Here is a 23008-nt window from a genome sequence, read left to right on the forward strand (position 1 = left end):
GTTATGTCTGACGCGACCTCCCAAAAGATTCCCGTGACCGTGCTGACCGGCTATCTCGGCGCCGGCAAGACCACGCTGCTCAACCGTATCCTGTCGGAGAACCACGGCAAGAAATACGCTGTCATCGTCAACGAATTCGGCGAGATCGGCATCGACAACGACCTCATCATCGGCGCCGATGAGGAAGTGTTCGAGATGAACAACGGCTGCATCTGCTGCACCGTACGAGGCGACCTCGTCCGCATCATGGACGGCCTGATGAAGCGCAAGGGCAAGTTCGACGCCATCATCGTCGAGACCACCGGTCTTGCCGATCCCGCCCCCGTCGCGCAGACTTTCTTCGTCGATGAGGACGTGCAGAAGAACGCCCGGCTCGATGCGGTCGTGACGGTCGCCGACGCCAAATGGCTGTCCGACCGTTTGAAGGATGCACCAGAGGCCAAGAACCAGATCGCCTTTGCCGACGTCATCGTTCTGAACAAGACCGACCTCGTCAACAAGGGCGAGCTCGCCGAGGTCGAGGCCCGCATTCGCGGCATCAATCCCTATGCGAAGCTGCATCGCACCGAGCGCTGCGCGGTGGCGCTGGCCGACGTGCTCGACCGCGGCGCGTTCGACCTCGACCGCATCCTCGACATCGAGCCTGACTTCCTGGAGGCCGACGATCATGACCACGATCATGATCATCACCACCATCACGGCCACGATCACCATCACCATGATCACGGCCACGGCCTGAAGCACTATCACGACGAGGAGATGCAATCGCTCTCGCTCAAGACCGACAAGCCGCTAGATCCCAACGTGTTCATGCCCTGGCTGCAGAACCTGGTGCAGGTCGAGGGCGGCAAGATCCTGCGCTCCAAGGGCATCCTCGCCTTCCACGACGACGACGATCGCTACGTCTTCCAGGGCGTCCACATGATGCTGGAGGGCAACCACCAGCGGAAGTGGAAGGAGGGCGAGCCGCGCGAGAGCCGCCTCGTCTTCATCGGCCGCGAATTGCCCGAAGAGGCGATCCGCAAGGGTTTCGAGAGCTGCATCGTCTCGTGATGAAAGAGTTTACGCCAGCGCCCGAGTCCGCTTCGATCGTTTCCGTCACCGACCGCGTCCAGCCGATTGCGCTCGGCATGGCCGTGACCTCGGTGCATTTCCTGAAGGATCGCGCCGCCTTCGTCGGCGGCGAGGAGAACGTCGCATTCGTCGGTGCCAATTGCGAGATCACCACGGTTGCCGTTCATAGCGGCGGCATTCTCTCGACCGCCTCCGACGGCAAGCGCCTCGTCATGGGCGGCGACGACGGCAAGGTCGTCTCGATCGATGCCAAGGGCGAGGTGACGCTGCTCGCCACCGATCCCAAGCGGCGCTGGATCGACGCGGTGGCGCTGCACGCCGACGGCGCGTTCGCCTGGTCGGCCGGCAAGACCGCGACCGTCAAGAGCGGCAAGGCCGAGGAGAAGTCGATCGACGTGCCCTCGACCGTCGGCGGCCTTGCCTTCGCGCCGAAGGGCCTGCGGCTCGCAATCGCGCATTACAACGGCGTGACGCTGTGGTTTCCGAACATGGCGGTATCGGCCGAATTCCTGCCCTGGGCCGGCTCGCATCACGCGGTCACCTTCAGCCCCGACAACAAATTCCTGGTCACCGCCATGCATGAGCCGGCGCTGCACGGCTGGCGGCTCGCAGACAACAGGCACATGCGCATGACCGGCTATCCCGGCCGCGTCCGCTCGATGTCGTGGAGCGCCGGCGGCAAGGGGCTGGCGACCTCGGGCGCGGACACGGTGATCATCTGGCCGTTCGGGAGCAAGGACGGTCCGATGGGCAAGGAGCCCGCGATGCTCGCGCCGCTGCAGGCGCGCGTCTCCGCGGTCGCCTGTCATCCCAAGAACGACATCCTCGCCGCCGGTTACAGCGATGGCACCGTGCTGATGGTCCGTCTGGAGGATGGCGCGGAGATCCTGGTCCGCCGCAATGGCACGCCGCCGGTGGCCGCGATCGCCTGGAACGCCAAAGGCACGCTGCTGGCCTTTGCCGACGAAAATGGGGACGGCGGTCTGCTCGAGCTTTAATCTGTCATGGTTCCCGCCGTATAGGGAACCATGCGATTTCTGACGACCTTCCAGCTTGCCGACTTTGGCGACACCCTGGTCAGCCTGATCACGGCTTTCGTGCTGGGCACACTGATCGGCGCCGAACGGCAATACCGTCAGCGCACCGCGGGGCTGCGCACCAACGTGCTGGTCGCGGTGGGCGCTGCCGCCTTCGTCGATCTCGCCATGCAGCTGGATGGCGCCGACGGCGCGGTCCGGGTGATCGCCTACGTCGTCTCCGGCATCGGCTTCCTGGGAGCCGGCGTCATCATGAAGCAGGGCATGGATGTGCGCGGGCTCAACACCGCGGCGACGCTGTGGGCCTCGGCCGCGGTCGGCTCCTGTGCCGGCGCCGACATGATCGCACAGGCGGCCGCGCTGACCGTGTTCGTCATCGCCGGCAACACCATGCTGCGCCCGCTGGTCAACGCCATCAACCGCATCCCGCTGAACGAGAAGGCGCTGGAGGCGACCTACTATTTCAAGCTCGCGGTTGCGGCCGACGCCTTGCCCGACATGCGTGACCGCCTCGTCGACAAGCTCGAAGCGGCGAAATATGCCGTGGCCGATATCGAAGTCGCCGAGATCAGCGAGGGCATTCTGGAGATCGCCGCCAAGCTGGTTGCGACCGCGGTCGACCCGAACGAGCTGAACGCGGTCGCGACCGATCTGCAGCATCTGCCAGGCGTCCGGCATGCAACATGGGAAGTCAGCACGACGGAGTAGCGCGGCGTTTTGGCGCGTGCGGGTGGGTTCCGCGCGTTTTCAGGTTCCGGAACCGGCGCGCCCCAGTTTCGTTGATTCCGCGAACAAAGGCGGTGATCGACATGCCCGGCCGAGATGACAAACGTAGACTGAAGCTCAACCTGACAATCGCCGGTGCGCTGTTCGCAGCAGGCGTTGCGGTGTCGGTGATGTCGCTGGCGCAAATCCGCGCCGAAAGCCGCATGCAGCTGGCGCAGGCGACGCCCCCGCTCCAGGGCACCCCGTCCGACGAACAGAGCAAGGTGCCCGCGGAGGCGAAGCCCGGCGGTGATCGCCCGACGACGCCGGCCCCCGAGCCGGCACGGCCGGATCCGCAGACTCAGGGCGCGGCTGGTGCGGCCAAACCGGCGCTGCCGCCGGCCCCGGCCGAGAAGATCGCGCCGCCGATGGAGAAGAAGTAGTTTTTCCGGTCATTCCGGGGCGCGCGAAGCGCGAACTACGGTGCGCAATTGCGCACCTGAGAATCCATTTACCTGCAGAGTCTGCCGCCCGATGGATTCCGGGCTCGCGCCAAGTGGCGCGCCCCGGAATGACGGGCGGAGAGAGCCCGCCTCACCGCACCAGAATATTCCGGAACTGCCAGGGATCGCTGGTGTCGATGTCCTCCGGGAACAGTCCCGGACGATCCGTCAGCGGCGTCCAGTCGGTATAAAAGCCCTTCACCGGGCCGAGATAGGGCAGCTGAATTTCGAGCAGGCGCTCGAAATCCATCTCGTCGGCCTCGACGATGCCTTCGTTCGGGTTCTCCAGCGCCCAGACCATGCCGCCGAGCACGGCGGAGGTCACCTGCAGGCCGGTGGCGTTCTGGTAGGGCGCGAGCTCGCGGGTCTCTTCGATGGAGAGCTGCGAGCCGAACCAATAGGCGTTCTTGTCGTGGCCGAACAGCAGCACGCCGAGCTCGTCGATGCCGTCGACGATCTCGTTCTCGTCGAGGATGTGGTGCTTTCCCTGCATCTTCCCGGCGCGGCCGAACATTTCATGCAGCGACAGCACGGCATCGTCGGCCGGATGGTAGGCATAGTGGCAGGTCGGCCGGTAGATCGCCTTGCCCGACGCATCGCGCACGGTGAAGTAATCGGCGATCGAGATCGACTCGTTGTGGGTGACGAGCAAGCCATACTGGGCGCCGCGGGTCGGGCACCAGGTGCGCACGCGCGTGTTGGCGCCGGGCTGCATCAGATAGATGGCAGCGCCGCAGCCGGCTTCATGGGTGTGCGCATTCTCGGGCATCCATTTCTCGTGGGTGCCCCAGCCGAGCTCGGATGGCTGCATGCCTTCCGACAGGAAGCCTTCCACCGACCAGGTGTTGACGAAGACGTCCGGCTCCTTCGGCTTCTTCGAGCGCTGGGTGTCGCGCTCGGCGATGTGGATGCCCTTGATGCCGGCCTGCCGCATCAAATCCGCCCATTCGCCCTTGGTCTTCGGCCTGGGTGCATTGAGCTTCAGATCGGCGGCGACATTGAGCAGCGCCTGCTTGACGAAGAAGGAGACCATGCCGGGATTGGCGCCGCAGCAGGACACGGCCGTGGTCGAGCCGGCGGGACGGGCCTTCTTGGCGGCCAGCGTCGTTTCGCGTAGCGCGTAATTGGAGCGCGCTTCCGGACCCTTCGAGGAATCGAAATAGAAGCCAAGCCAGGGCTCGTTGACGGTGTCGATGTAGAGCGCGCCGAGCTCGTTGCAGAGCTCCATGATGTCGGTCGAGCCGGTATCGACCGACAGATTGACGCAAAAGCCCTGGCCGCCGCCCTCGGTGAGCAGCGGGGTCAGCACCTCGCGGTAATTATCCTTGGTCAGCCCCTTCTGGATGAAGCGGACATTGTGCTTCTCGCAAAGCGCCTTGCGGCCCTCGTCCTTGGGATCGAGCACGGTGATGCGCGACTTGTCGTAGTCCAAATGCCGCTCGATCAGGGGCAGCGTGCCTTTGCCGATGGAGCCGAAGCCGACCATGACGATGGGGCCGGTGATCTTCGCGTAGATCTGCGAGGGAGGGCTCATGGGATGGATTCTCCGGAACGTGCTGGCAGTGAGGGATGGATCAGGCGCTGCAGCGCTTGTCAGATGCTGCGGCGCTTGGCGGTGACTTCAATCTCGACCTTCATCTCGGGCCTCGCCAGGGCAGAGACGACCAGCAAGGTCGCCGCCGGCCTGATGTCGCCGAGGACCTCGCCGCAGACGGCGAAGTGGGCATCGATATAGCTGGCGTCGGTCACGTAATAGGTCGCACGGACGATATCGGCCATCTCGAATCCGCCCTCCTTCAGGGCGGCGGCGATGGTCTTGAAGCAGTTGCGTGACTGGCTCGTGACATCTGATGGCATCGTCATCGTGGTGTAGTCATAGCCAGTCGTTCCCGCGACGAAGGCGAACTCGCCGTCGATCACGGCACGGCTGTAGCCGACGGACTTCTCGAGCGGGGAGCCGGTGGAGATCAGGCGACGGGACATGGTCATGGGCCTCGACTGAAGGGGGTGTTTCGCGGGGTTAAAGGGCGTTTCCGGCGCCTGCGCAACCCCAAAGGAACGGGCCTCGCGCAGGCGCGGCAGGGCGTTGCCGCTCAATGCGGCTGCGGTCGTCGCTACACGAGCGAGCCCTCAGGCCGCGTGCGCCTCAGGCGCGCGAACCGACCTCCGTTTGGGCAGGGCCGCGCCGGTCGGGACGATCATCCCGGCGGCGCCATCAAGCGCGCCATCAGTGAACTCGATCGCCAGCAGGCGGTTGCGCTCGAACGGGCCGGGCAGCGACAGCTCGGCGGTCTTCTCGGCTGTGAAGCCGAAGCGGGCGTAATAGGGGGCATCGCCGAGCAGGATCACGGCGCCATGCCCGCGCGCCCGGGCGGCAGCCAGCGCTTGTTGCATCAGCGCGGCGCCGATCCCGAGCTCGCGGCAGGCAGGGTCGACCGCCAGCGGTCCGAGGACCAGAGCGGGCCTGCCTCCGGCGCTGACGTGCCACAGCCGCACGGTTCCCACGAGCTTGCCCTCGCGCATCGCCGACAGGGCAAGGCCTGCAGCGGGCGCGCGTCCGTCGCGCAGGCGCTGGCAGGTGCGGCCATGGCGGTTCTCGCCAAAGCAGGCATCGAGCAGCGCTTCACGCGTCGCGACGTCTCCAGCACGTTCCGCACGGATCACGAACGGAGCGGCTTTCGAGGTGAGGGCAACTTGCGGCTTCCGAGGAGCAGTCATGGCACGTCAGTCCCCGCTTGAACCGGCGTGCGCACAGCACGCCTGTCCAAGACGTCGTCAGAAATCGAGATGTTGGATGAGGAGCCGGCGGACCGGCTCCCGGGTTCGTCAGGCCTCTGGAAAAGAGAGGCGGATCAGATGTGGTACGTCCGCAGCGGCGGAATGCCGTTGAACGCCACCGACGAGTAGGTCGACGTATAAGCCCCGGTGCCTTCGATCAGCACCTTGTCGCCGATCTCGAGCGTCACCGGAAGCGGATACGGGGTCTTCTCGTACAGCACATCGGCGCTGTCGCAGGTCGGACCTGCGAGCACGCACGGGGTCATGTCCGCGCCGTCGTGACGGGTGCGGATGGCGTAGCGGATCGACTCGTCCATGGTCTCGGCGAGACCGCCGAACTTGCCGATGTCCAGGTACACCCAGCGCACCTCGTCCTCATCGCTCTTCTTCGAGATGAGCACGACCTCGGATTCGATGATGCCGGCGTTGCCCACCATGCCGCGGCCCGGCTCGATGATGGTCTCCGGGATCTGGTTGCCGAAGTGCTTGCGCAGCGCGCGGAAGATCGAGCGGCCGTAGGTGACGACCGGCGGCACGTCCTTCAGGTACTTGGTCGGGAAGCCGCCGCCCATGTTGACCATGGACAGGTTGATGCCGCGTTCGGCGCAGTCGCGGAACACCTGCGAGGCCATCGCCAGTGCACGGTCCCACGCCTTCACCTTGCGCTGTTGCGAGCCGACATGGAAGGAGATGCCGCACGGCTCCAGGCCCAGGCGCTTGGCGAGGTCGAGCACCTCGACCGCCATCTCCGGGTCGCAGCCGAACTTGCGCGACAGCGGCCACTCGGCGCCGGCGCAGTCATAGAGGATGCGGCAGAACACCTTCGCACCGGGAGCGGCGCGGGCGATCTTCTCGACCTCGGCGGCGCAATCGACCGCGAACAGGCGAATGCCGAGCGCGAAGGCGCGCGCGATGTCGCGCTCCTTCTTGATCGTGTTGCCGAAGGAGATGCGGTCGGGCGTCGCACCCGCAGCCAGCGCCATCTCGATCTCGGCGACAGTGGCGGTGTCGAAGCAGGAGCCCATGGACGCCAGCAAGGCCAGCACTTCCGGCGCCGGGTTCGCCTTGACGGCATAGAACACGCGGCTGTCGGGCAGCGCCTTGGCGAAGCTCTGGTAATTGTCGCGCACGACCTCGAGGTCGACGACGAGGCACGGCTCGGTGTCGAGGCCTTCGTTGCGGCGGTTGCGCAGGAATTCCTGGATACGTTCGGTCATGGCACTCTCCAACGGTCCCAGCGACGGGAGCCGTATCAACGTGACGTCTGATGAGAGTGCTTCGGCCGCATCGCGCGATGGAGGCGCGCTGGGGCCAAAAAACTCAAACCAGACTGTGCTGCCGTGGATTGGTTGGGAGAGTTTCCCGCCCGCTCACCTGGCAATGAAGGACAAGCCTTTTCAGTAGCCCGCGCCGGCGTTGGACTGCCGGTAGAGACCAAAAAAGCCCGATCCGTCGTTGCTTTAAGTCGCGTCCCCCGTTGAGAGCGGGGTGCGCCGGTTCGCCTCCGGCTGCCAGTCACGGTTGCAAAGAGCGAAGTCACCTTCGACATGGCATCTCTTTGAGAGAGATGCTGGGCGCTCCGGGTTTGCTTCGGTCGCTCGACGTTTCAGTCTCGACTTCCGCACTTCCGAAGAGCCCCTCGGCTTCTTCACCCCTTGGCGGCTGTCCGGCCTCTTGTCCGGATACCTACCGACTGACACACGACCACAGGCACGTGCGAAATTGGGCAAGTCCGCACATAAGCGTTTTGACTCTGGTTCGCAAGAATTTTTTTAGGCTGCGGACAGGATTGCCTAACATCTGCTTGCGCACTGTTGCGCGAGCGACGCGGAAGATGAACGCGCGTTAAGTTTTCGCCGCGCAGCGCGTGCTGCCCACGCGCGAGACGCGTCAGCCGCGCTTGGTGAAGGGCTCGATGCGCTGAGCGCCGCGGATGAAGGCGGTCATCACGAGCACGCCGAGTGCGAACAGCACGGCCTGCAGGATATGGGCGCCCTGGTCGCCGAGCCCGAACAGGATCGCGAGCGCCCAGCCGCCGGCAAACGCCGCGCCGAACACCTCCGCGCCGATCAGGATGGCGGCGCTGATGACGGTGATGACGCTGGACCAGACGATCTGGCGGGGCGATGAAGAAGGCGCGTTCATGGTTTCAGAGAGTCCTGGCTTCGAGGGCCGCAATCTCCCCGAAAAGGAGGCTGGGGGCAAGGGCAAACGGCCCAAAAAAGCCCCACGCGTGCTATAGCTGGCCGCAACAATCGAGCCACGAAATCCGGGACTTGTGATGTCAGAACCCCGCCAAACTACGGACGCCGAGACCAATCCGCTGCTGAAGGCCTGGGTGACACCGTTCGCGACCCCGCCCTTCGACGAGATCAAGCCGGAGCATTTCCTGCCGGCCTTCGAGCAGGCCTTCGCCGACCACGCCGCCGAGATCGCGGCGATCACCAACGATCCCGCGGCGCCCGACTTCGCCAATACCATCACGGCGCTGGAGCGCTCGGGCAAGCTCCTGAGCAAGGTCGCGGCGGTCTTCTACGACCTCGTCTCGGCGCATTCCAACCCGGCCATCCTGGAGATCGACAAGGAGGTCTCCTTGCGGATGGCGCGGCACTGGAATCCGATCATGATGAACGCCGTGCTGTTCGGCCGCATCGCCCATCTGCACGAGAACCGCGCGGGTCTCGGTCTCACGCCCGAGCAGCTCCGCCTCTTGGAGCGCACCTACACCCGCTTCCACCGCGCCGGCGCCGGCCTCTCCGAAGAAGCCAAGGTGCGGATGGCCGAGATCAACGAGCGGCTGGCCCAGCTCGGCACCGGCTTCAGCCACCATCTGCTCGGCGACGAGCAGGACTGGTTCCTGGAGCTCGGGGAGTCCGACCGCCAGGGCCTGCCGGAGAGCTTCGTCGCCAGCGCCAAGGCTGCGGCGGAAGAGCGCGGCATGGCAGGCAAGGCCATCGTCACGCTGTCGCGCTCCTCGGTCGAAACGTTCCTGAAGAGCTCCGCCCGGCGTGACCTCCGCGAGAAGGTCTACAAGGCCTTCATCGCGCGCGGCGACAACGGCAACGCCAATGACAACAATGCGACCATTGTCGAGATCCTGAAGCTGCGCGAGGAGAGCGCCGGGCTCCTGGGCTATCCGACCTACGCCGCCTACCGGCTCGAGGACTCCATGGCCAAGACGCCGGACGCGGTGCGCGGCCTGTTGGAGCGGGTCTGGAAGCCGGCCCGCGCCCGCGCGCTTGCCGACCGCGACGAGATGCAGGCGCTGATCACGGAGGAGGGCGGCAATTTCAAGCTCGCCCCTTGGGACTGGCGCTTCTACGCCGAGAAGCTGCGTCTGCAGCGCGCCAATTTCGACGATTCCGCGATCAAGCCGTATCTCGGTCTCGACAACATGATCGCCGCCGCCTTCGACTGCGCCACGCGCCTGTTCGGCGTCACCTTCGAGGAGCGCAAGGACGTTCCGGTCTGGCACCCGGACGTCCGGGTCTGGGAGATGAAGGACAGGGGCGGCAAGCACAAGGCGCTGTTCTATGGCGACTACTTCGCCCGGCCGTCCAAGCGCTCCGGCGCCTGGATGACCTCGCTGCGCGACCAGCAGAAGCTCGACGGCGACGTCGCGCCGCTGGTTCTCAACATCTGCAATTTCGCCAAGGGCGCCGGCGGCGAGCCGTCGCTGCTGTCGCCCGACGATGCCCGCACCCTGTTCCACGAGTTCGGCCACGGCCTGCACGGCATGCTCTCCAACGTGACCTATCCCTCGCTGTCGGGCACCTCCGTGTTCACCGACTTCGTCGAGCTGCCGTCACAGCTCTACGAGCACTGGCAGGAGCGGCCCGAGGTGCTGCAGAAGTTCGCCCGCCACTACCAGACCGGCGAGCCGCTGCCGGACGACCTGCTGCAACGCTTCCTCGCCGCGCGAAAATTCAACCAGGGCTTTGCCACGGTCGAGTTCGTCTCCTCGGCGCTGGTCGACCTGGAATTCCACACCCAGCCGGCCGCCGCCGCGCAGGATGTCCGCGCCTTCGAGAAACGCGAGCTGGAGAAGATCGGCATGCCCGAGGAGATCGCGCTGCGTCACCGGCCGACGCAGTTCGGCCACATCTTCACCGGCGACCATTACGCCGCCGGCTATTACAGCTACATGTGGTCGGAGGTGATGGACGCCGACGCCTTCGGCGCGTTCGAGGAGGCCGGCGACATCTTCGATCCCGCCGTGGCCAAGCGCCTGCACGACGACATCTATTCGTCGGGCGGATCGGTCGATCCGGAAGCCGCCTACGAGGCGTTCCGCGGCCGCCCGCCGGAGCCGGATGCGCTGCTCCGCCGCCGCGGCCTGCTCGAAGACGCCAGGGCAGCCTGATGAGCATGCGCGCCCTGTTCGGATACCTGCTCGCCGCCGCGATGACGCTCGCGGCCGGGGCAGCGAATGCACATCCGCATGTCTGGATCACCGCCACCAGCGAATTGCTCTATGCTGCCGACGGCAGCGTCACCGGCGTGCGCCACGCCTGGACCTTCGACGACATGTTCTCGGCCTATGCGGTGCAGGGGCTCGAGAGCAAGACCAAGGGCGCATACACAAGCGAGGAGCTGAAGCCCCTGGCGCAGACCAACGTCGAGTCCTTGAAGGAATACGCCTACTTCACCTTCGCCAAGGCCGACGGGAAGAAGGAGCGGTTCCAGGAGCCGGTCGACTATTTCCTCGACTACAAGGACACGGTGCTGACCCTGCACTTCACCTTGCCGCTGAAGAATCCGGTCAAGCCCAGGCAGCTGGTGCTCGAAGTGTTCGACCGCTCCTTCTTCATCGACTTCCAGATGGCCAAGGACAGTCCGGTCAAGCTGGTCGGTGCGCCCGCGGGGTGCCAGATGAAGCTGGAGCGGCCGAACGACGGCACCGCGAGCGCGCAGAAGCTGAACGAGCAGACCTTCCTGAACGGTGAGAACTCGAATTTCGGCATGATGTTCGCCAACAAGATCACGGTGGATTGCCCTTGAAGCCGCAACTCTCTTCGCTTGCGCGTGGGCTGCTCGCCACTGCCGCTGTGCTGCTGGTCGTGGCCGTGACTGATGCCGCCCTTCATGATCTTCTCGCGCAAAACCCGTTCGGTGCGCCGCGACCGGCGCAGGCGGCCCAGCCTGAAGCAAGCGGCCTCATCGGCTGGCTGCTCGCCAAGCAGTCGGAATTCTATCGCCAGATGTCGGCGACGATCCGCGCCGCGAAGTCCGATGGCTCGGCGGTGTGGACGCTGCTGTTCATCTCGTTCGCCTACGGCATCTTCCACGCCGCCGGTCCCGGCCACGGCAAGGCGGTGATCGCCTCCTATCTGGTCGCCAACCGCGAGACGGCGCGGCGCGGCATCGCGCTGTCCTTTGCCTCGGCCCTGATGCAGTCGCTGGTCGCGATCCTCATCGTCGGCATCTCGGCCTGGCTGCTGAATGCGACGGCCAAGACGATGTGCAAGGCGGAAGGCGTGATCGAGATTGCGAGCTACGCCCTGATCGCGCTGTTCGGCCTGCGCCTGGTCTGGGTCAAGGGCCGCACCTTCATCCGCGCATTTCAGGCCATCCAGCCGGTGCCGGCGATGGCGGGCGTGCCGCACGACCATGATCACCACCATCATGATGCGCATGATCATCATCACCACGATCACGGCCATGATCAACACCATGGCCACGGCCACGCTCACCATCACCACGGGCACGACCACGTCCACGACGAGCATTGCGGCCATTCCCACGGACCCACGCCAAGCGAACTCGCCGGCCCCGGCGGCTGGCGGCGCGGCTTCGCTGCGATCCTGACCGTCGGCATCCGCCCCTGCTCGGGCGCAATCCTGGTCCTGGTGTTCGCGCTGGCGCAGGGCCTGTTCTGGGCAGGGATCGCCGCGACCTTCCTGATGGGGTTGGGCACCGCGATCACGGTGGCGGCCATTGCTGTCGTTGCCGTCTCCGCCAAGGACATCGCCGCCCGCCTCAGCGCCAGACGCGACGGCGGTGGCGCGCTGTTTATGCGCGGCATCGAGTTCGGCGCCGCGGGTCTGGTCCTGCTGTTCGGCATCGGCCTCCTGTTCGGCTACATCGCCGCCGAACGGACCACGTGTTTTTGAGGCGATAGATGTCGCGCGAACACTTCTGGTTCTTCCATCCGTTCCGGGTGCGCTATTCCGAGATCGACGGCCAGGGCGTCGTCTTCAACGCGCATTATTTGACCTATTTCGACACTACCATCACCGAATATTTCCGCGCGCTCGGCTTCGACCAATATGCGGATGCAAAGGCGAGCGGCATCGATTTCCACGTCGTCAAATCGCTGATCGAGTACAAGGCGCCTGTTAGGTTCGACTGGGAGCTCGACGTCGGCGCGCGCGTGGCGCGGATCGGCAATTCGAGCCTCCTGTTCGAGCTCGCCATCTTCCGGAAGGGCGGCACTGAGGCGCTGGTAACCGGCGAGATCGTCTGGGTCTACACGGACCAGAACACCCATCGTCCGGTCACGATCCCGGCATCAATGCGGGCACTGATCGCGACGCGAGAACGCCATCTTTCGGCGTGAAGCCGCTCACACCGGCAGAAACCGCTTCAATGCCGGCATGAAGAAGATGCCGAGATTGATCGCAAAGCCGATGCTCCAGAGGATCGAGCGCAGCGTCGGGCGGTTGCCGAGATACGTCAGCACATAGGCAATCCGCACGATCAGGAACAGCGCCGCGAGCTCGTCGATCAGCCGCTGCGGCGCTTCCCTGTATTCGGCGAGCAGCACCGCGAACGCAAAGAACGGAAACGTCTCGATGCCGTTCTGGTGCGCGCCGAGCGCGCGTTGCGACAGGGCGTCCTCATAGAAGGCGGGGTCGCGCGGCCGGGAATTGTCGAAGCGGCGAAACCTGATCCATTTGACCGTGACGATCGTCGACAGATAGAGCAGCAGCGCCCCGAAGACGCACCATTCCGCGAGTGTCATCCTGCCTCCCCCCGCTTGGGTGCGACCCTAGCGAACCCCGGCTCATCTTGACAAGTTCGGACCAACGCGCGACCCAACCAGTCATGAACAGCGTCCTCCCCCTCGAGACCGCGAAACCGGCCACCCGATCCGCCCTACCGCGCGTCGGCGTGCTCCTGATCAATCTCGGAACGCCCGATACGGCCGATGCTCCGGGCGTGCGGATCTACCTCAAGGAGTTCCTCAGCGACGCCCGCGTCATCGAGGACCAGGGCCTGATCTGGAAACTGGTGCTGAACGGGATCATTCTGCGCAGCCGTCCGCGCACCAAGGCGCTCGACTACCAGAAGATCTGGAACAATGAGCGGAACGAGTCGCCGCTGAAAACCATCACGCGCTCGCAAAGCGACAAGCTCGCGGCCGCCTTGTCGGACCGCGACAACGTCGTCGTGGATTGGGCGATGCGCTACGGCAATCCGTCGATCAAGTCGGGCATCGACGCGCTGATCGCGAAGGGCTGCGAGCGTATCCTGGCCGTGCCGCTCTATCCGCAATATTCGGCCTCGACCTCGGCGACCGTCTGCGACGAAGTCTTCCGCGTGCTCGCGCAGCTGCGGAACCAGCCGACTCTGCGGGTGACGCCGCCCTACTATGACGACAAAGCCTATATCGAGGCGCTCGCCGCCTCGATCGAGGGCCATCTGGCGACGCTGTCCTTCAAGCCGGAGCTGATCGTGGCATCCTTCCACGGCATGCCGAAAGCCTATGTCGACAAGGGCGATCCCTATCAGCAGCACTGCATCGCGACGACCGAGGCGCTGCGCCGCCGGCTCGGCATGGACGAGACCAAGCTGCTGCTGACCTTCCAGTCGCGCTTCGGCAACGACGAGTGGCTGCAGCCCTATACCGACAAGACCATGGAGCGGCTTGCCAAAGAGGGCGTGCGCCGCATCGCAGTGGTGACGCCGGGCTTTTCCGCCGACTGCCTGGAGACGCTGGAGGAGATCGCGCAGGAGAACGCGGAGATCTTCAAGCACAATGGCGGCGAGCAGTTTTCCGCGATCCCCTGCCTCAACGACAGCGGACCGGGCATGAACGTGATCCGCACCCTGGTGCTGCGCGAGCTCCAGGGCTGGATCTGATGGGCATCCCATGAACCGCCGCCGGTGCCTGGCGCTTCTTGGGATGCTCGCGGCGCTGCCGGCCCCGGCCCTGGCGCAGCAGCCGAACGCGACACGGCGGCTCGGCGTGCTCTCGGTCACGGCTGCTGATGATGCGATCGGCCAGACGCGCAGCATGGCCCTGGTCGAAGCGCTCGCCGGCCAAGGCTGGAAGGAGCGCGACAATCTCAAGATCGATTGGCGCAACGGCGGCGGCGAGCGCGCCCGCATCGCGCAGTTCGCCGACGAGCTGATCGCGCTCAAGCCCGACATCCTGCTTGCGGTCGGCACACCCTCGGTCGAAGAGCTGCGCCGGCGCACCACGACGATCCCGATCGTGTTCGCCGTCGTCACCGATCCCGTCAGCCAGGGTTTTGTCGAAAACCTCGCGCATCCCGGCGGCAACCTCACCGGCTTTACCGATTACGACGGTCCGCTCGCCGGCAAATGGCTGGAGATGCTGACGCAGGTCACGCCGAAGGTGTCCCGCGCTGCGGTCGTCTTCAATCCCGCCACCGCGCCGTTCGCGCCACTGATGTTGCGCGCCATCGAGGACGCCGCACGGACGCTGCGCCTGACGGTCGAGCCCGCGCCCGTCCGTGACGCCGTCTCGATCGGGGCGCTGGCTTCCAGGCAAGACGGCGCCATCCTGGTCCTGCCGGACTTCTTCACCATGGCCAACCGCGCGCAACTGCTCTCGGCGATCGCACAGGCGCGTGTACCCGCGGTATTCTGGAGCCGGACGTTCGTCGATGAGGGTGGGCTGATGTCCTACAGCACCGACAGCGTCGAGCAGCTTCGCCGCGCCGCGGACTATATCGATCGGATCCTGAAGGGCGCACGGCCGGCCGACCTGCCGGTGCAGAATCCCACCAAGTTCGAGCTGGTGATCAACCTGAAGGCGGCGAGAGCGCTCGGCGTCACGCTTTCCCCGGGCCTGCTTGCAATTGCGAATGACGTGATCGAATGAACCCGTCCGTGACGGACGCCTCGCCCGAATTCGCTAATTTCCGCTGCTAGAGCATGATCCGGAAAAGTGTGAAGCGGTTTTCCGAAAAGATCATGCTCAAACAATAACCTAAAGTGCGATGACGATTCATCCTGATCGCATCGCGCTTTAGGCCTGCGCCCGCGCGCTTTCAAGAGCCTGTCGCAAATACATATCGCGACCGTTCTCTTGCTGTGTGTCTTGTGTGGAATTGCTCCGATACCGACGTGAATTGCGACCGCTGAACCGGTAGGATCGTGATCCCGACCAATGACAGCGCCGGAAAGGGCTTTTTCCTGACGTCTTGTCCCGGCTTGGAGGAGATATGAGCGGCTTCGACATTTTCGCGATTGTTCTGGTTTTGCTCGTCATCGTCACGCTGGTCGCCGGCGTGAAGACGGTGCCGCAGGGCTATGACTGGACCATCGAGCGGTTCGGCAAATACACCCAGACGCTGAGCCCCGGGCTCAATTTGATCGTGCCCTATTTCGATCGCGTCGGGCGCAAGATCAACATGATGGAGCAGGTGATCGACATTCCCGAGCAGGAGGTGATCACCAAGGACAACGCCACGGTGACGGTGGACGGCGTCGCCTTCTATCAGGTGTTCGATGCCGCCAAGGCGAGCTACGAGGTCGCCAACCTGAACCAGGGGATCACGGTGCTGACCATGACCAACATCCGCTCGGTGATGGGCTCGATGGACCTCGACCAGGTGCTGTCGCACCGCGACGAAATCAACGAGCGCCTGCTCCGCGTGGTCGACGCCGCGGTCTCGCCCTGGGGCGTCAAGGTCAACCGCATCGAGATCAAGGACATCGTGCCGCCCGCCGACCTGGTCGAAGCCATGGGGCGGCAGATGAAGGCCGAGCGGGTCAAGCGCGCCGACATTCTCGCGGCCGAAGGCCAACGCCAGTCCGAGATCCTGCGCGCCGAGGGCGCCAAGCAGGGCCAGATCCTCCAGGCGGAAGGCCGCCGCGAGGCCGCCTTCCGCGATGCCGAGGCGCGCGAGCGGTCGGCGGAAGCCGAGGCCAAGGCCACGCAAATGGTCAGCGAGGCCATCGCCAAGGGCGATGTCGCTGCGCTAAACTATTTTATCGCCGACAAGTATATCAAGGCATTCGGGCAACTGGCCGACTCGCCGAACCAGAAGGTCATCATGCTTCCGGTCGAAGCGATGAGCATGCTGGGCTCGCTCGCCGGCATCGGCGAAATTGCGAAGGCCACGTTCGGGGAGAGCGCGGTGGCGGCGGCCCGCCGCGGCGGCTCGGTACCGTCGTCGGGCCCGACACCGCCGTTCGTGCCGCAGCAGTAACGGGACTATTCACAGAGGTCTTGTCATGACCGACATGTTCGTATCGCTCGGCAACTGGAACTGGCTGATCCTCGGCTTCATCCTGATGGCCCTGGAGGTGCTGGCGCCCGGCATCTTCCTGTTCTGGCTTGGGCTCGCTGCGCTGTTGGTCGGCCTGATCTCGTTCGCGGCTGCAATCTCATGGCAGATCCAGCTCGTGATGTTCGCGATCTTTGCCGCCGCTGCCGTGCCGGTCTGGCGCCGCCTGGCCAAGCCGAAGCCGGACGCCAGCGCCAGTCCATTCCTCAACAAGCGTACCGAAGCCCTGCTCGGCCGTGAGTTCACGCTGGAGAAGCCGATCATCGACGGCACCGGCACCGTGCGCATCGGCGACACGGTATGGCGCGTGGCTGGGCCCGATACGCCGGCCGGCACGCGGGTGAAGGTGGTACAGGTCGACGGCGCGAACCTGACGGTCGCCGCGGCGTGAGGACTTTTCCCCTCTCCCCTTGCGGGAGAGGGTGGATCGCCGCAAAGCGGCGAGACGGGTGAGGGGTGTCTCTCCGCGATAGCTAAGCTGAGTTCGTGGAGAGAGACCCCTCATCCGGCGCCATAGCCGAAGCTTCGCTTCGGCGTTCTTAAGAACGGCGGCCGAAGGCCGCCTATGCCACCTTCTCCCGCAAGGAGAGAAGGAAGATCGGAGTGCGTAGCGGCCTTACGAACTCACCTTCTCCATCGCTCCGCAAACCTGTGCAGCGGCATGAACGTCTCGCACAATTCCCGGCCCAGCGGTGTCAGTCCGTAACCTCCGCCGTCGCCCAGCTCCACGAAGCCCGCCTCGCGCAGCTCGGTCAGCCGGGCCTGCAGCACCGTGGGCGAGGCCTCGTCGCAGGCGCTGCGCAGGGCGCGCGAGGTGAGGGGCTCTCCGCGCAACTCCCACAAGATCCGCAAGGCCCAGCGCCGGCCGAGCAGGTCGAGCAAAGCCATGATCGGCCGTCCGGTGCGCGAGCCGCGGACGCGGCGTTCTGCTGTTGTCGCCCGTTTCGCCATGGTCACCTCTTGCGTCATGCTACGGATAATGTAGCATAGTGCTACGGTAAATGTAGCAACGGAAATCGCTCATGTCCCAGGCCTCACCGCGCATCGCCCCGCTCTCGCCGCCTTATCCCCTGGACATCCAGGCGCAGTTCGACCGCATCATGCGGGGTGCGCCGCCGCTGGTGCTGTTCCGGGTGGTGGCGGGCCATGACCGCGCCTGGGACAAGTTTCGCGCGGGCGGGCTGCTTGATCCGGGGCCGCTCTCGCTGCGGCAGCGTGAGATCGTCATCGACCGCACCTGCGCGCTGAACGGATGCGAATATGAATGGGGCGTGCATGTCGCGATCTTCGCCGGGCCGGCGAAGCTCACCGCGGAGGAGGTGCGTGCGACGGTGCTGGGTGATGCGAATTCGGCCCTTTGGTCGCCGGCCGAGCAGGCGCTGATCGCAGCCGTCGACGCGCTGCATCATCGCGCGACGTTGAGCGACGATGAATTCGCCGCGCTCTCCGCGCATCACGACGAGGCGCAGATCCTGGAAATCATGCTGCTGTGCGGCTTCTATCGCACGGTGTCGTATTTGGCGAACGGGCTGCGCTTGCCGCTGGAGGAGAACGCGGCGCGGTTTCCGGCGCCGCTCTAGCGGCCGTCATTGCGAGGAGCGTCTCATCCTTACCGTCATTCCGGGGCGCGCGAAGCGCGAGCCCGGAATCCATCGGGCAGCGACCTCGGGGTGAATGGATTCCGGGTTCGCGCCAAGTGGCGCGCCCCGGAATGACGGGTGAAGCGGGCTGCGCGCCCTACGCCACGCCCGCGCGCAGCAGATCGTGCAGATGCACGATCCCGACCACCTTGCCCGCTTCCGTCACCAGCAGCGAGGTGATCTTGCGGGTGTTCAGCACCTCGATCATCTCGGTCGCGAGCATCGAAGGCGGCACGGTCTTGGGCTGCTTCGTCATGATCTCGTCGACGGTCACCGTCAGCAGATCGGGCCGCATGTGGCGGCGCAGATCGCCGTCGGTGATGATGCCGACGGCCTCGCCCGCATCGTTGACGATGCAGACGCAGCCGAGCCCCTTCGCCGACATCTCGACCACGGCTTCCGACATCTCGGTGCCGAGCGGCTTGAGCGGAATCTCAGCGCCCGTGCGCATGTAGTCGCGGACGAATTTCAGCATCGCGCCCAGCTTGCCGCCGGGGTGGAAATGCGCGAACTCCAGCGCGGTGAAGCCGCGTCCCTCCAGCAGCGCGATCGCGAGCGCGTCGCCGATCGCGGCCTGCATCAGCGTCGAGGTGGTCGGCGCCAGATTGTGCGGGCAGGCCTCGCGCGCCTTGGGCAGCTCGATCACGAGGTCGGCGGCCTGGCCGAGCGAGGACGACGCGCTCGAGGTCACCGCGATCATGGGGATCGCAAAGCGCGCCGAATAGTTCACGAGGTTCTTCATCTCCGGCTGCTCGCCGGACCAGGACAGCGCCATGATGACGTCGTCGGGAGTGATCATGCCGAGGTCGCCATGACCGGCTTCGGCGGCGTGCACGAAGAAGGAAGGCGTGCCGGTCGAGGCCAGGGTCGCGGCGATCTTGCGGCCCATATGGCCTGATTTGCCGAGCCCGGTGACGATGACGCGGCCTTTGGCGTTGCGGATCAGCTCGACCGCCTTGGCGAACGGCTCGCCCAGCGGGCCGCGCAGCGCGGCGGCGAGAGCATTGATGCCGCCGCTCTCCGTCTCCAGGGTGCGGAGCGCAGATTCGACGCTATCGGGAATGGAGCCGGATGATTGGGTCATCAGCGGTTTCGAGCTCGGCATGGTCGGGTCCAGGGAGGAGGGGCGTTCGCCCATTGGCGCCTGCTTAGCACGCCCCGGCCAGCGAGGCGACGCGCGCCCGGATGCCCTCAACCGGTCATTAACCATAATTGTTTTAACTCCATTAACGATGGTTCTCGCCAGCCGGCGGGGGTGATCGAGAAAGTGTTTGATTTCGTTGGGGTAATTCCATCGTGGGGTCGTCTCCAGGCAGGGGCCGGAGCAAGGTCGCGCATTTCCTGCGCGCCGCTTTGCCGTGCCTCGTGCTGACAGCCCTTGAAAGCGGCCCGGCGGCGGCCCAGGGCCTCACGCCCGACCTGTTCAATCCCAACCGCGGCGCCTTTGCTTCGCCTGACACGCTGCCGACCCGCCGCACCGCCGGCGTGTCGCAGGCGCCCTCCGACGCACTGCCGAAACTGCCTGATCCCAACGCCGACCCGCGCCAGCGCCAGCAGGCGCCGGCGAGCTCGCGTGTCGGTCAGGTCCCGACCTACGGCCTGCCGGCCGCCACCGGCGCGAGCGGCTCCGGCTACGATTCGCTCAACCGCAAGCGGCAGCAGCCCAAGCTCTATCCGGGCCAGCCGAAGCCGAAGCGCGCCACAGGTCCCGGCTCGCCACCGCCGCCCGCAACGCCGGCCACGACGCTGGGCCCGCCGCGCATCGCGCCACCGCCCTCCGAGACCGCGCACAAGGTCCCGGTACCGGCGGCGATGGCGGGCAACGTGCCCGGCCAGCCGCTGCGCCGCCGCCTCAGGGCCGATGACGATCCGTTCGGCGCGGTCGGCGATTACGCCGGCAGCTTCCTGATCAAGGGCGGGCTCGAGCTCTCCGCCGGCTACGACAGCAATCCGACGCGCCTCAACAGGCCGGTCGGTTCGCCCGCCTATGTCATCGCGCCCGATCTGCTCGTGGTGTCCGATTGGGAGCGCCACGCGCTGGTTGCCGATCTGCGCGGTTCGTTCTCGGGCTACACCAACGACATGCCGGCGACGATCAACGGCTTGGCCTCGCCGTCCCCGGTCGAGGCCAATCGTCCCGATTTCAACGGCCATGTCGATGGTCGGCTCGACGTCACCCGCGATTTCAAGCTGACCTCGCAGCTGCGCCTGCGGCTCGCCACCGACAATCCCGGCAGCCCCAACGTGCAGGCCGGCCTGCAGAGATATCCGGTCTACGCCGCCTATGGCACGACGCTCGGCTTCGACCAGACCTTCAACCGCTTCCAGGTCGCGGCCGGCGCCACCATCGATCGCACCGCCTACACCGATTCCAAGCTCACCGACGGCTCGACCTTCAGCAACGACGACCGCAACTTCAACCAATATGGCGGCGTCGGCCGCTTCTCCTACGACCTCAAGCCCGGCCTAAAACCCTTCGTCGAGATCCAGGGCGATACCCGCGTCCACGACCAGGCTTCCGACCGCAACGGCTATTTCCGCGATTCCAACGGCGGCTATGCCAAGGTCGGCTCGTCCTTCGAGTTCTCGCGCATCCTCACCGGCGAGATCTCGGTCGGCTATTCCGCGCGCAGCTACACCGATCCGCGCCTCAGCCAGCTCGCAGGGTTTCTGACCACGGGCTCGCTGATCTGGAGCGCCAGCGGCCTCACCACGGTGAAGTTCTTCACCGACACGCAGATATCGGAGACCACGGTCCCCGGCTCATCCGGCGTCCTGGTGCGCACCTACTCCGCCCAAGTCGACCACGACTTCCGCCGCTGGCTCACCGCGGTCGGCAAGTTCACCTACGGCACGCTCGACTACCAGGGCCAGAACCGCAACGACAAGACCTACTCGTTCGAAAGCAATTTGATCTACAAGCTCAACCGCAACATCTGGGTCAAGGGCACGCTGCGCCACGACATCCTGAATTCGAGCCAGCCGGGCTCGAGCTCGCAGGGCACGGTGGTGCTGCTCGGGGTGAGGCTGCAGAATTGAGGCGCTTGTTAGCGCGTCGCACGAGACGAAGCCGAAAGGCGCGGCTCTCTCCAATTGTCATTCCGGGGCGCGCCACTTGGCGCGAGCCCGGAATCCATCGGGCGTCTGGGTTGGTGATGAATGGATTCTCAGGTGCGCAATTGCGCACCATAGCTCGCGCTTCGCGCGCCCCGGAATGACATCTCAGCGCGGCAAATCCGTCTTCCCCATAAGGAACGTATCGATCGACCGCGCGCACAGCCGGCCCTCGCGGATCGCCCACACGACGAGCGATTGCCCACGCCGCATGTCGCCGGCGGTGAACACGTTGGGGCGCGAGGTCTGGTAGTCCAGCGTGTTGGCCTTGACGTTGCCGCGCGGGTCGAGCTCGACCGCGAGCAGCTTCAAGAGGCCCTCGTGCACGGGATGGACGAAGCCCATCGCGAGCAGGACCAGCTCGGCATCGAGCTCGAACTCGGTGCCGGCAATCGGCTTGAACTTGTCGTCGACGCGGACGCAGTGCAGCTTCTTGACCTGGCCGTTCTCGCCGGAAAATTTCTGGGTCAGCACGGCGTATTCGCGCACCGCGCCTTCGGCCTGGCTCGACGAGGTCCGCATCTTCAGCGGCCAGTTCGGCCAGGTCAGCGCCTTGTTCTCGCGCTCAGGGGGAGCGGGCATGATCTCGAGCTGGGTCACCGAGAGCGCGCCCTGGCGCAGCGAGGTACCGATGCAGTCGCTTCCGGTGTCGCCGCCGCCGATGACGACGACATGCTTGCCGCCGGCCAGGATCTCCTGGACGCCGCCGAGCGGCTCCTCGGAAACGCGGCGGTTCTGCTGCGGGAGGAAGTCCATGGCGTAGTGGATGCCGGCGAGCTCGCGGCCGGGGATCGGCAGGTCGCGCGGGGCTTCCGCACCGCCGGTCAGCGCCACGGCGTCGTACTCGTTGAGCATCTCGCGCGGATCGACATTGCCGTCCGCGCCGACATGGCTGTTGTAGTGGAAGGTGACGCCTTCGGCTTCCATCTGCGCCACGCGGCGGTCGATGACGCCCTTCTCCATCTTGAAGTCGGGGATGCCGTAGCGCAGCAGGCCGCCGGCCTTGGCGTACTTCTCGTAGAGGTGGACGTCGTGCCCGGCGCGCGCGAGCTGCTGCGCACAGGCCATGCCGGCCGGACCCGAGCCGATCACCGCGACTTTCTTGCCGGTCTTCACAGTCGCGACTTCCGGCTGGAGCCAGCCATTGTCCCAGGCGCGATCGACGATCGCGCATTCGATGGTCTTGATGGTGACGGGGTTGTCGTCGATGTTGAGCGTGCAGGACGCCTCGCACGGCGCCGGGCAAATGCGCCCCGTGAACTCCGGGAAATTGTTGGTCGAATGCAGGTTGCGCGAGGCTTCTTCCCAATTGCCCTGGTAGACGAGGTCGTTCCAGTCGGGAATCTGGTTGTTGACCGGACAGCCCGGCGTGCCCGGCGCGACCGAGCCGGTGCCGTGGCAATAGGGAATGCCGCAATTCATGCAGCGCGCGGCCTGGTCGCGCACCTCCTTCTCGGAGAGCGGAACGACGAATTCCTTGTAATGCTTCACGCGCTCGGCGACCGGGGTGTACTTGCGGTCGTGCCGTTCGATTTCCAGAAAACCCGTGATCTTGCCCATTAAACCCGAAGTCCCTGCCGCTTAAATTCGTCTTGTTGTTTCCTCACCGTCATTGCGAGGAGCGAAGCGACGAAGCAATCCAGTCTTTTTTCCGCGGAGAGATTCTGGATTGC

The 23008-nt window shown here is 65.4% G+C and carries 23 protein-coding genes; 14 read left to right on the forward strand and 9 right to left on the reverse strand.

Annotation, left to right across the window (positions count from 1 at the left end):
• Positions 1 to 3 precede the first annotated feature (3 nt).
• From I6F09_RS08465 to I6F09_RS08480, 4 genes are all read left to right on the forward strand, one after another.
• A complete protein-coding gene (locus tag I6F09_RS08465) occupies positions 4 to 1053 on the forward strand; it encodes a GTP-binding protein (RefSeq protein ID WP_036036600.1) in 1050 nt (349 codons plus the stop codon).
• Complete coding sequence (locus I6F09_RS08470) at positions 1053 to 2072, forward strand: WD40 repeat domain-containing protein (RefSeq protein ID WP_225187870.1); 1020 nt, start codon at positions 1053 to 1055, stop codon at positions 2070 to 2072. The genes I6F09_RS08465 and I6F09_RS08470 overlap by 1 nt, the downstream gene beginning before the upstream one ends.
• Before the next feature lie 30 nt (positions 2073 to 2102).
• Complete coding sequence (locus I6F09_RS08475; RefSeq protein ID WP_036021362.1) at positions 2103 to 2819, forward strand: MgtC/SapB family protein; 717 nt, start codon at positions 2103 to 2105, stop codon at positions 2817 to 2819.
• Between the two features lie 101 nt (positions 2820 to 2920).
• Positions 2921 to 3259, forward strand: a complete 339-nt coding sequence (locus I6F09_RS08480) for a hypothetical protein (RefSeq protein ID WP_192893073.1) — start codon at positions 2921 to 2923, stop codon at positions 3257 to 3259.
• Between the two features lie 151 nt (positions 3260 to 3410).
• Here I6F09_RS08480 and I6F09_RS08485 read toward each other — a convergent pair whose 3' ends face one another.
• From I6F09_RS08485 to I6F09_RS08505, 5 genes are all read right to left on the reverse strand, one after another.
• Entirely contained in the window at positions 3411 to 4853 is a 1443-nt protein-coding gene (locus I6F09_RS08485; protein WP_225187871.1) for a homospermidine synthase, read from the reverse strand.
• A 59-nt stretch (positions 4854 to 4912) separates the two neighbouring features.
• The gene (locus I6F09_RS08490; RefSeq protein WP_036036634.1) at positions 4913 to 5302 is read right to left on the reverse strand and encodes a RidA family protein; all 390 of its coding nucleotides are present in this window, start codon (positions 5300 to 5302) and stop codon (positions 4913 to 4915) included.
• Positions 5303 to 5449: 147 nt separating this feature from the next.
• Complete coding sequence (locus I6F09_RS08495; protein ID WP_035997718.1) at positions 5450 to 6037, reverse strand: N-acetyltransferase; 588 nt, start codon at positions 6035 to 6037, stop codon at positions 5450 to 5452.
• A 134-nt stretch (positions 6038 to 6171) separates the two neighbouring features.
• Complete coding sequence (locus tag I6F09_RS08500) at positions 6172 to 7314, reverse strand: type III PLP-dependent enzyme (RefSeq protein WP_035997723.1); 1143 nt, start codon at positions 7312 to 7314, stop codon at positions 6172 to 6174.
• A gap of 673 nt (positions 7315 to 7987) precedes the next feature.
• A complete protein-coding gene (locus I6F09_RS08505) occupies positions 7988 to 8242 on the reverse strand; it encodes a hypothetical protein (RefSeq protein WP_036021364.1) in 255 nt (84 codons plus the stop codon).
• 136 nt (positions 8243 to 8378) lie between these two features.
• Between I6F09_RS08505 and I6F09_RS08510 the strand changes: the two genes are divergently transcribed.
• From I6F09_RS08510 to I6F09_RS08525, 4 genes are read left to right on the forward strand one after another with little or no spacing between them, the layout of a single operon-like run.
• Complete coding sequence (locus I6F09_RS08510; RefSeq protein ID WP_036021365.1) at positions 8379 to 10460, forward strand: M3 family metallopeptidase; 2082 nt, start codon at positions 8379 to 8381, stop codon at positions 10458 to 10460.
• Positions 10460 to 11098: a DUF1007 family protein gene (locus tag I6F09_RS08515; RefSeq protein ID WP_036021366.1), complete on the forward strand. Its 639-nt coding sequence runs from the start codon at positions 10460 to 10462 to the stop codon at positions 11096 to 11098. The genes I6F09_RS08510 and I6F09_RS08515 overlap by 1 nt, the downstream gene beginning before the upstream one ends.
• Positions 11095 to 12210 (forward strand): nickel/cobalt transporter, encoded by a 1116-nt coding sequence (locus I6F09_RS08520; protein WP_225187872.1) that lies wholly within the window; start codon positions 11095 to 11097, stop codon positions 12208 to 12210. Before I6F09_RS08515 ends, I6F09_RS08520 begins: the two co-directional genes overlap by 4 nt.
• 8 nt (positions 12211 to 12218) lie before the next feature.
• The gene (locus I6F09_RS08525; protein WP_035997736.1) at positions 12219 to 12656 is read left to right on the forward strand and encodes a thioesterase family protein; all 438 of its coding nucleotides are present in this window, start codon (positions 12219 to 12221) and stop codon (positions 12654 to 12656) included.
• 6 nt (positions 12657 to 12662) lie between these two features.
• Here the strand turns inward: I6F09_RS08525 and I6F09_RS08530 are convergent, their stop codons facing one another.
• Positions 12663 to 13061, reverse strand: coding sequence for an MAPEG family protein (locus tag I6F09_RS08530; RefSeq protein WP_035997738.1), 399 nt, complete (start codon positions 13059 to 13061; stop codon positions 12663 to 12665).
• An 83-nt stretch (positions 13062 to 13144) separates the two neighbouring features.
• Here I6F09_RS08530 and hemH point away from each other — a divergent pair, with 83 nt between their 5' ends.
• The 4 genes from hemH (at position 13145) to I6F09_RS08550 (ending at position 16972) form a co-directional block, all read left to right on the forward strand.
• A complete protein-coding gene (hemH, locus tag I6F09_RS08535; RefSeq protein ID WP_225185236.1) occupies positions 13145 to 14182 on the forward strand; it encodes a ferrochelatase in 1038 nt (345 codons plus the stop codon).
• A gap of 10 nt (positions 14183 to 14192) precedes the next feature.
• Positions 14193 to 15170, forward strand: coding sequence for an ABC transporter substrate-binding protein (locus tag I6F09_RS08540; protein WP_225187873.1), 978 nt, complete (start codon positions 14193 to 14195; stop codon positions 15168 to 15170).
• A 343-nt stretch (positions 15171 to 15513) separates the two neighbouring features.
• A complete protein-coding gene (locus I6F09_RS08545; RefSeq protein ID WP_057028214.1) occupies positions 15514 to 16503 on the forward strand; it encodes an SPFH domain-containing protein in 990 nt (329 codons plus the stop codon).
• 25 nt (positions 16504 to 16528) lie between these two features.
• Complete coding sequence (locus I6F09_RS08550; RefSeq protein WP_036021378.1) at positions 16529 to 16972, forward strand: NfeD family protein; 444 nt, start codon at positions 16529 to 16531, stop codon at positions 16970 to 16972.
• Between the two features lie 233 nt (positions 16973 to 17205).
• On the opposite strand, the gene I6F09_RS08555 is transcribed toward I6F09_RS08550, so the two are convergent.
• Positions 17206 to 17532, reverse strand: coding sequence for a helix-turn-helix domain-containing protein (locus tag I6F09_RS08555; RefSeq protein ID WP_035997791.1), 327 nt, complete (start codon positions 17530 to 17532; stop codon positions 17206 to 17208).
• Positions 17533 to 17603: 71 nt separating this feature from the next.
• Between I6F09_RS08555 and I6F09_RS08560 the strand changes: the two genes are divergently transcribed.
• Positions 17604 to 18161: a carboxymuconolactone decarboxylase family protein gene (locus I6F09_RS08560; RefSeq protein ID WP_225187874.1), complete on the forward strand. Its 558-nt coding sequence runs from the start codon at positions 17604 to 17606 to the stop codon at positions 18159 to 18161.
• A gap of 157 nt (positions 18162 to 18318) precedes the next feature.
• Here I6F09_RS08560 and I6F09_RS08565 read toward each other — a convergent pair whose 3' ends face one another.
• Positions 18319 to 19326 (reverse strand): KpsF/GutQ family sugar-phosphate isomerase, encoded by a 1008-nt coding sequence (locus tag I6F09_RS08565; RefSeq protein ID WP_225126483.1) that lies wholly within the window; start codon positions 19324 to 19326, stop codon positions 18319 to 18321.
• Between the two features lie 191 nt (positions 19327 to 19517).
• Between I6F09_RS08565 and I6F09_RS08570 the strand changes: the two genes are divergently transcribed.
• The gene (locus I6F09_RS08570; protein ID WP_225126482.1) at positions 19518 to 21260 is read left to right on the forward strand and encodes an outer membrane beta-barrel protein; all 1743 of its coding nucleotides are present in this window, start codon (positions 19518 to 19520) and stop codon (positions 21258 to 21260) included.
• A gap of 183 nt (positions 21261 to 21443) precedes the next feature.
• Here the strand turns inward: I6F09_RS08570 and I6F09_RS08575 are convergent, their stop codons facing one another.
• Positions 21444 to 22895, reverse strand: a complete 1452-nt coding sequence (locus I6F09_RS08575; RefSeq protein ID WP_225126481.1) for a glutamate synthase subunit beta — start codon at positions 22893 to 22895, stop codon at positions 21444 to 21446.
• Between the last annotated feature and the right edge of the window lie 113 nt (positions 22896 to 23008).

It is taken from the genome of Bradyrhizobium sp. IC3195, from assembly GCF_020193585.1.
Classification (GTDB): domain Bacteria; phylum Pseudomonadota; class Alphaproteobacteria; order Rhizobiales; family Xanthobacteraceae; genus Bradyrhizobium; species Bradyrhizobium yuanmingense.

Coding starts and splice junctions, on each gene's coding strand:
- I6F09_RS08465 (WP_036036600.1), top strand. CDS start 4: ATGTCTGACGCGACCTCCCAAAAGATTCCCGTGACCGTGCTGACCGGC.
- I6F09_RS08470 (WP_225187870.1), top strand. CDS start 1,053: ATGAAAGAGTTTACGCCAGCGCCCGAGTCCGCTTCGATCGTTTCCGTC.
- I6F09_RS08475 (WP_036021362.1), top strand. CDS start 2,103: ATGCGATTTCTGACGACCTTCCAGCTTGCCGACTTTGGCGACACCCTG.
- I6F09_RS08480 (WP_192893073.1), top strand. CDS start 2,921: ATGCCCGGCCGAGATGACAAACGTAGACTGAAGCTCAACCTGACAATC.
- I6F09_RS08485 (WP_225187871.1), bottom strand. CDS start 4,853: ATGAGCCCTCCCTCGCAGATCTACGCGAAGATCACCGGCCCCATCGTC.
- I6F09_RS08490 (WP_036036634.1), bottom strand. CDS start 5,302: ATGTCCCGTCGCCTGATCTCCACCGGCTCCCCGCTCGAGAAGTCCGTC.
- I6F09_RS08495 (WP_035997718.1), bottom strand. CDS start 6,037: ATGACTGCTCCTCGGAAGCCGCAAGTTGCCCTCACCTCGAAAGCCGCT.
- I6F09_RS08500 (WP_035997723.1), bottom strand. CDS start 7,314: ATGACCGAACGTATCCAGGAATTCCTGCGCAACCGCCGCAACGAAGGC.
- I6F09_RS08505 (WP_036021364.1), bottom strand. CDS start 8,242: ATGAACGCGCCTTCTTCATCGCCCCGCCAGATCGTCTGGTCCAGCGTC.
- I6F09_RS08510 (WP_036021365.1), top strand. CDS start 8,379: ATGTCAGAACCCCGCCAAACTACGGACGCCGAGACCAATCCGCTGCTG.
- I6F09_RS08515 (WP_036021366.1), top strand. CDS start 10,460: ATGAGCATGCGCGCCCTGTTCGGATACCTGCTCGCCGCCGCGATGACG.
- I6F09_RS08525 (WP_035997736.1), top strand. CDS start 12,219: ATGTCGCGCGAACACTTCTGGTTCTTCCATCCGTTCCGGGTGCGCTAT.
- I6F09_RS08530 (WP_035997738.1), bottom strand. CDS start 13,061: ATGACACTCGCGGAATGGTGCGTCTTCGGGGCGCTGCTGCTCTATCTG.
- hemH (WP_225185236.1), top strand. CDS start 13,145: ATGAACAGCGTCCTCCCCCTCGAGACCGCGAAACCGGCCACCCGATCC.
- I6F09_RS08540 (WP_225187873.1), top strand. CDS start 14,193: ATGAACCGCCGCCGGTGCCTGGCGCTTCTTGGGATGCTCGCGGCGCTG.
- I6F09_RS08545 (WP_057028214.1), top strand. CDS start 15,514: ATGAGCGGCTTCGACATTTTCGCGATTGTTCTGGTTTTGCTCGTCATC.
- I6F09_RS08550 (WP_036021378.1), top strand. CDS start 16,529: ATGACCGACATGTTCGTATCGCTCGGCAACTGGAACTGGCTGATCCTC.
- I6F09_RS08555 (WP_035997791.1), bottom strand. CDS start 17,532: ATGGCGAAACGGGCGACAACAGCAGAACGCCGCGTCCGCGGCTCGCGC.
- I6F09_RS08560 (WP_225187874.1), top strand. CDS start 17,604: ATGTCCCAGGCCTCACCGCGCATCGCCCCGCTCTCGCCGCCTTATCCC.
- I6F09_RS08565 (WP_225126483.1), bottom strand. CDS start 19,326: ATGCCGAGCTCGAAACCGCTGATGACCCAATCATCCGGCTCCATTCCC.
- I6F09_RS08575 (WP_225126481.1), bottom strand. CDS start 22,895: ATGGGCAAGATCACGGGTTTTCTGGAAATCGAACGGCACGACCGCAAG.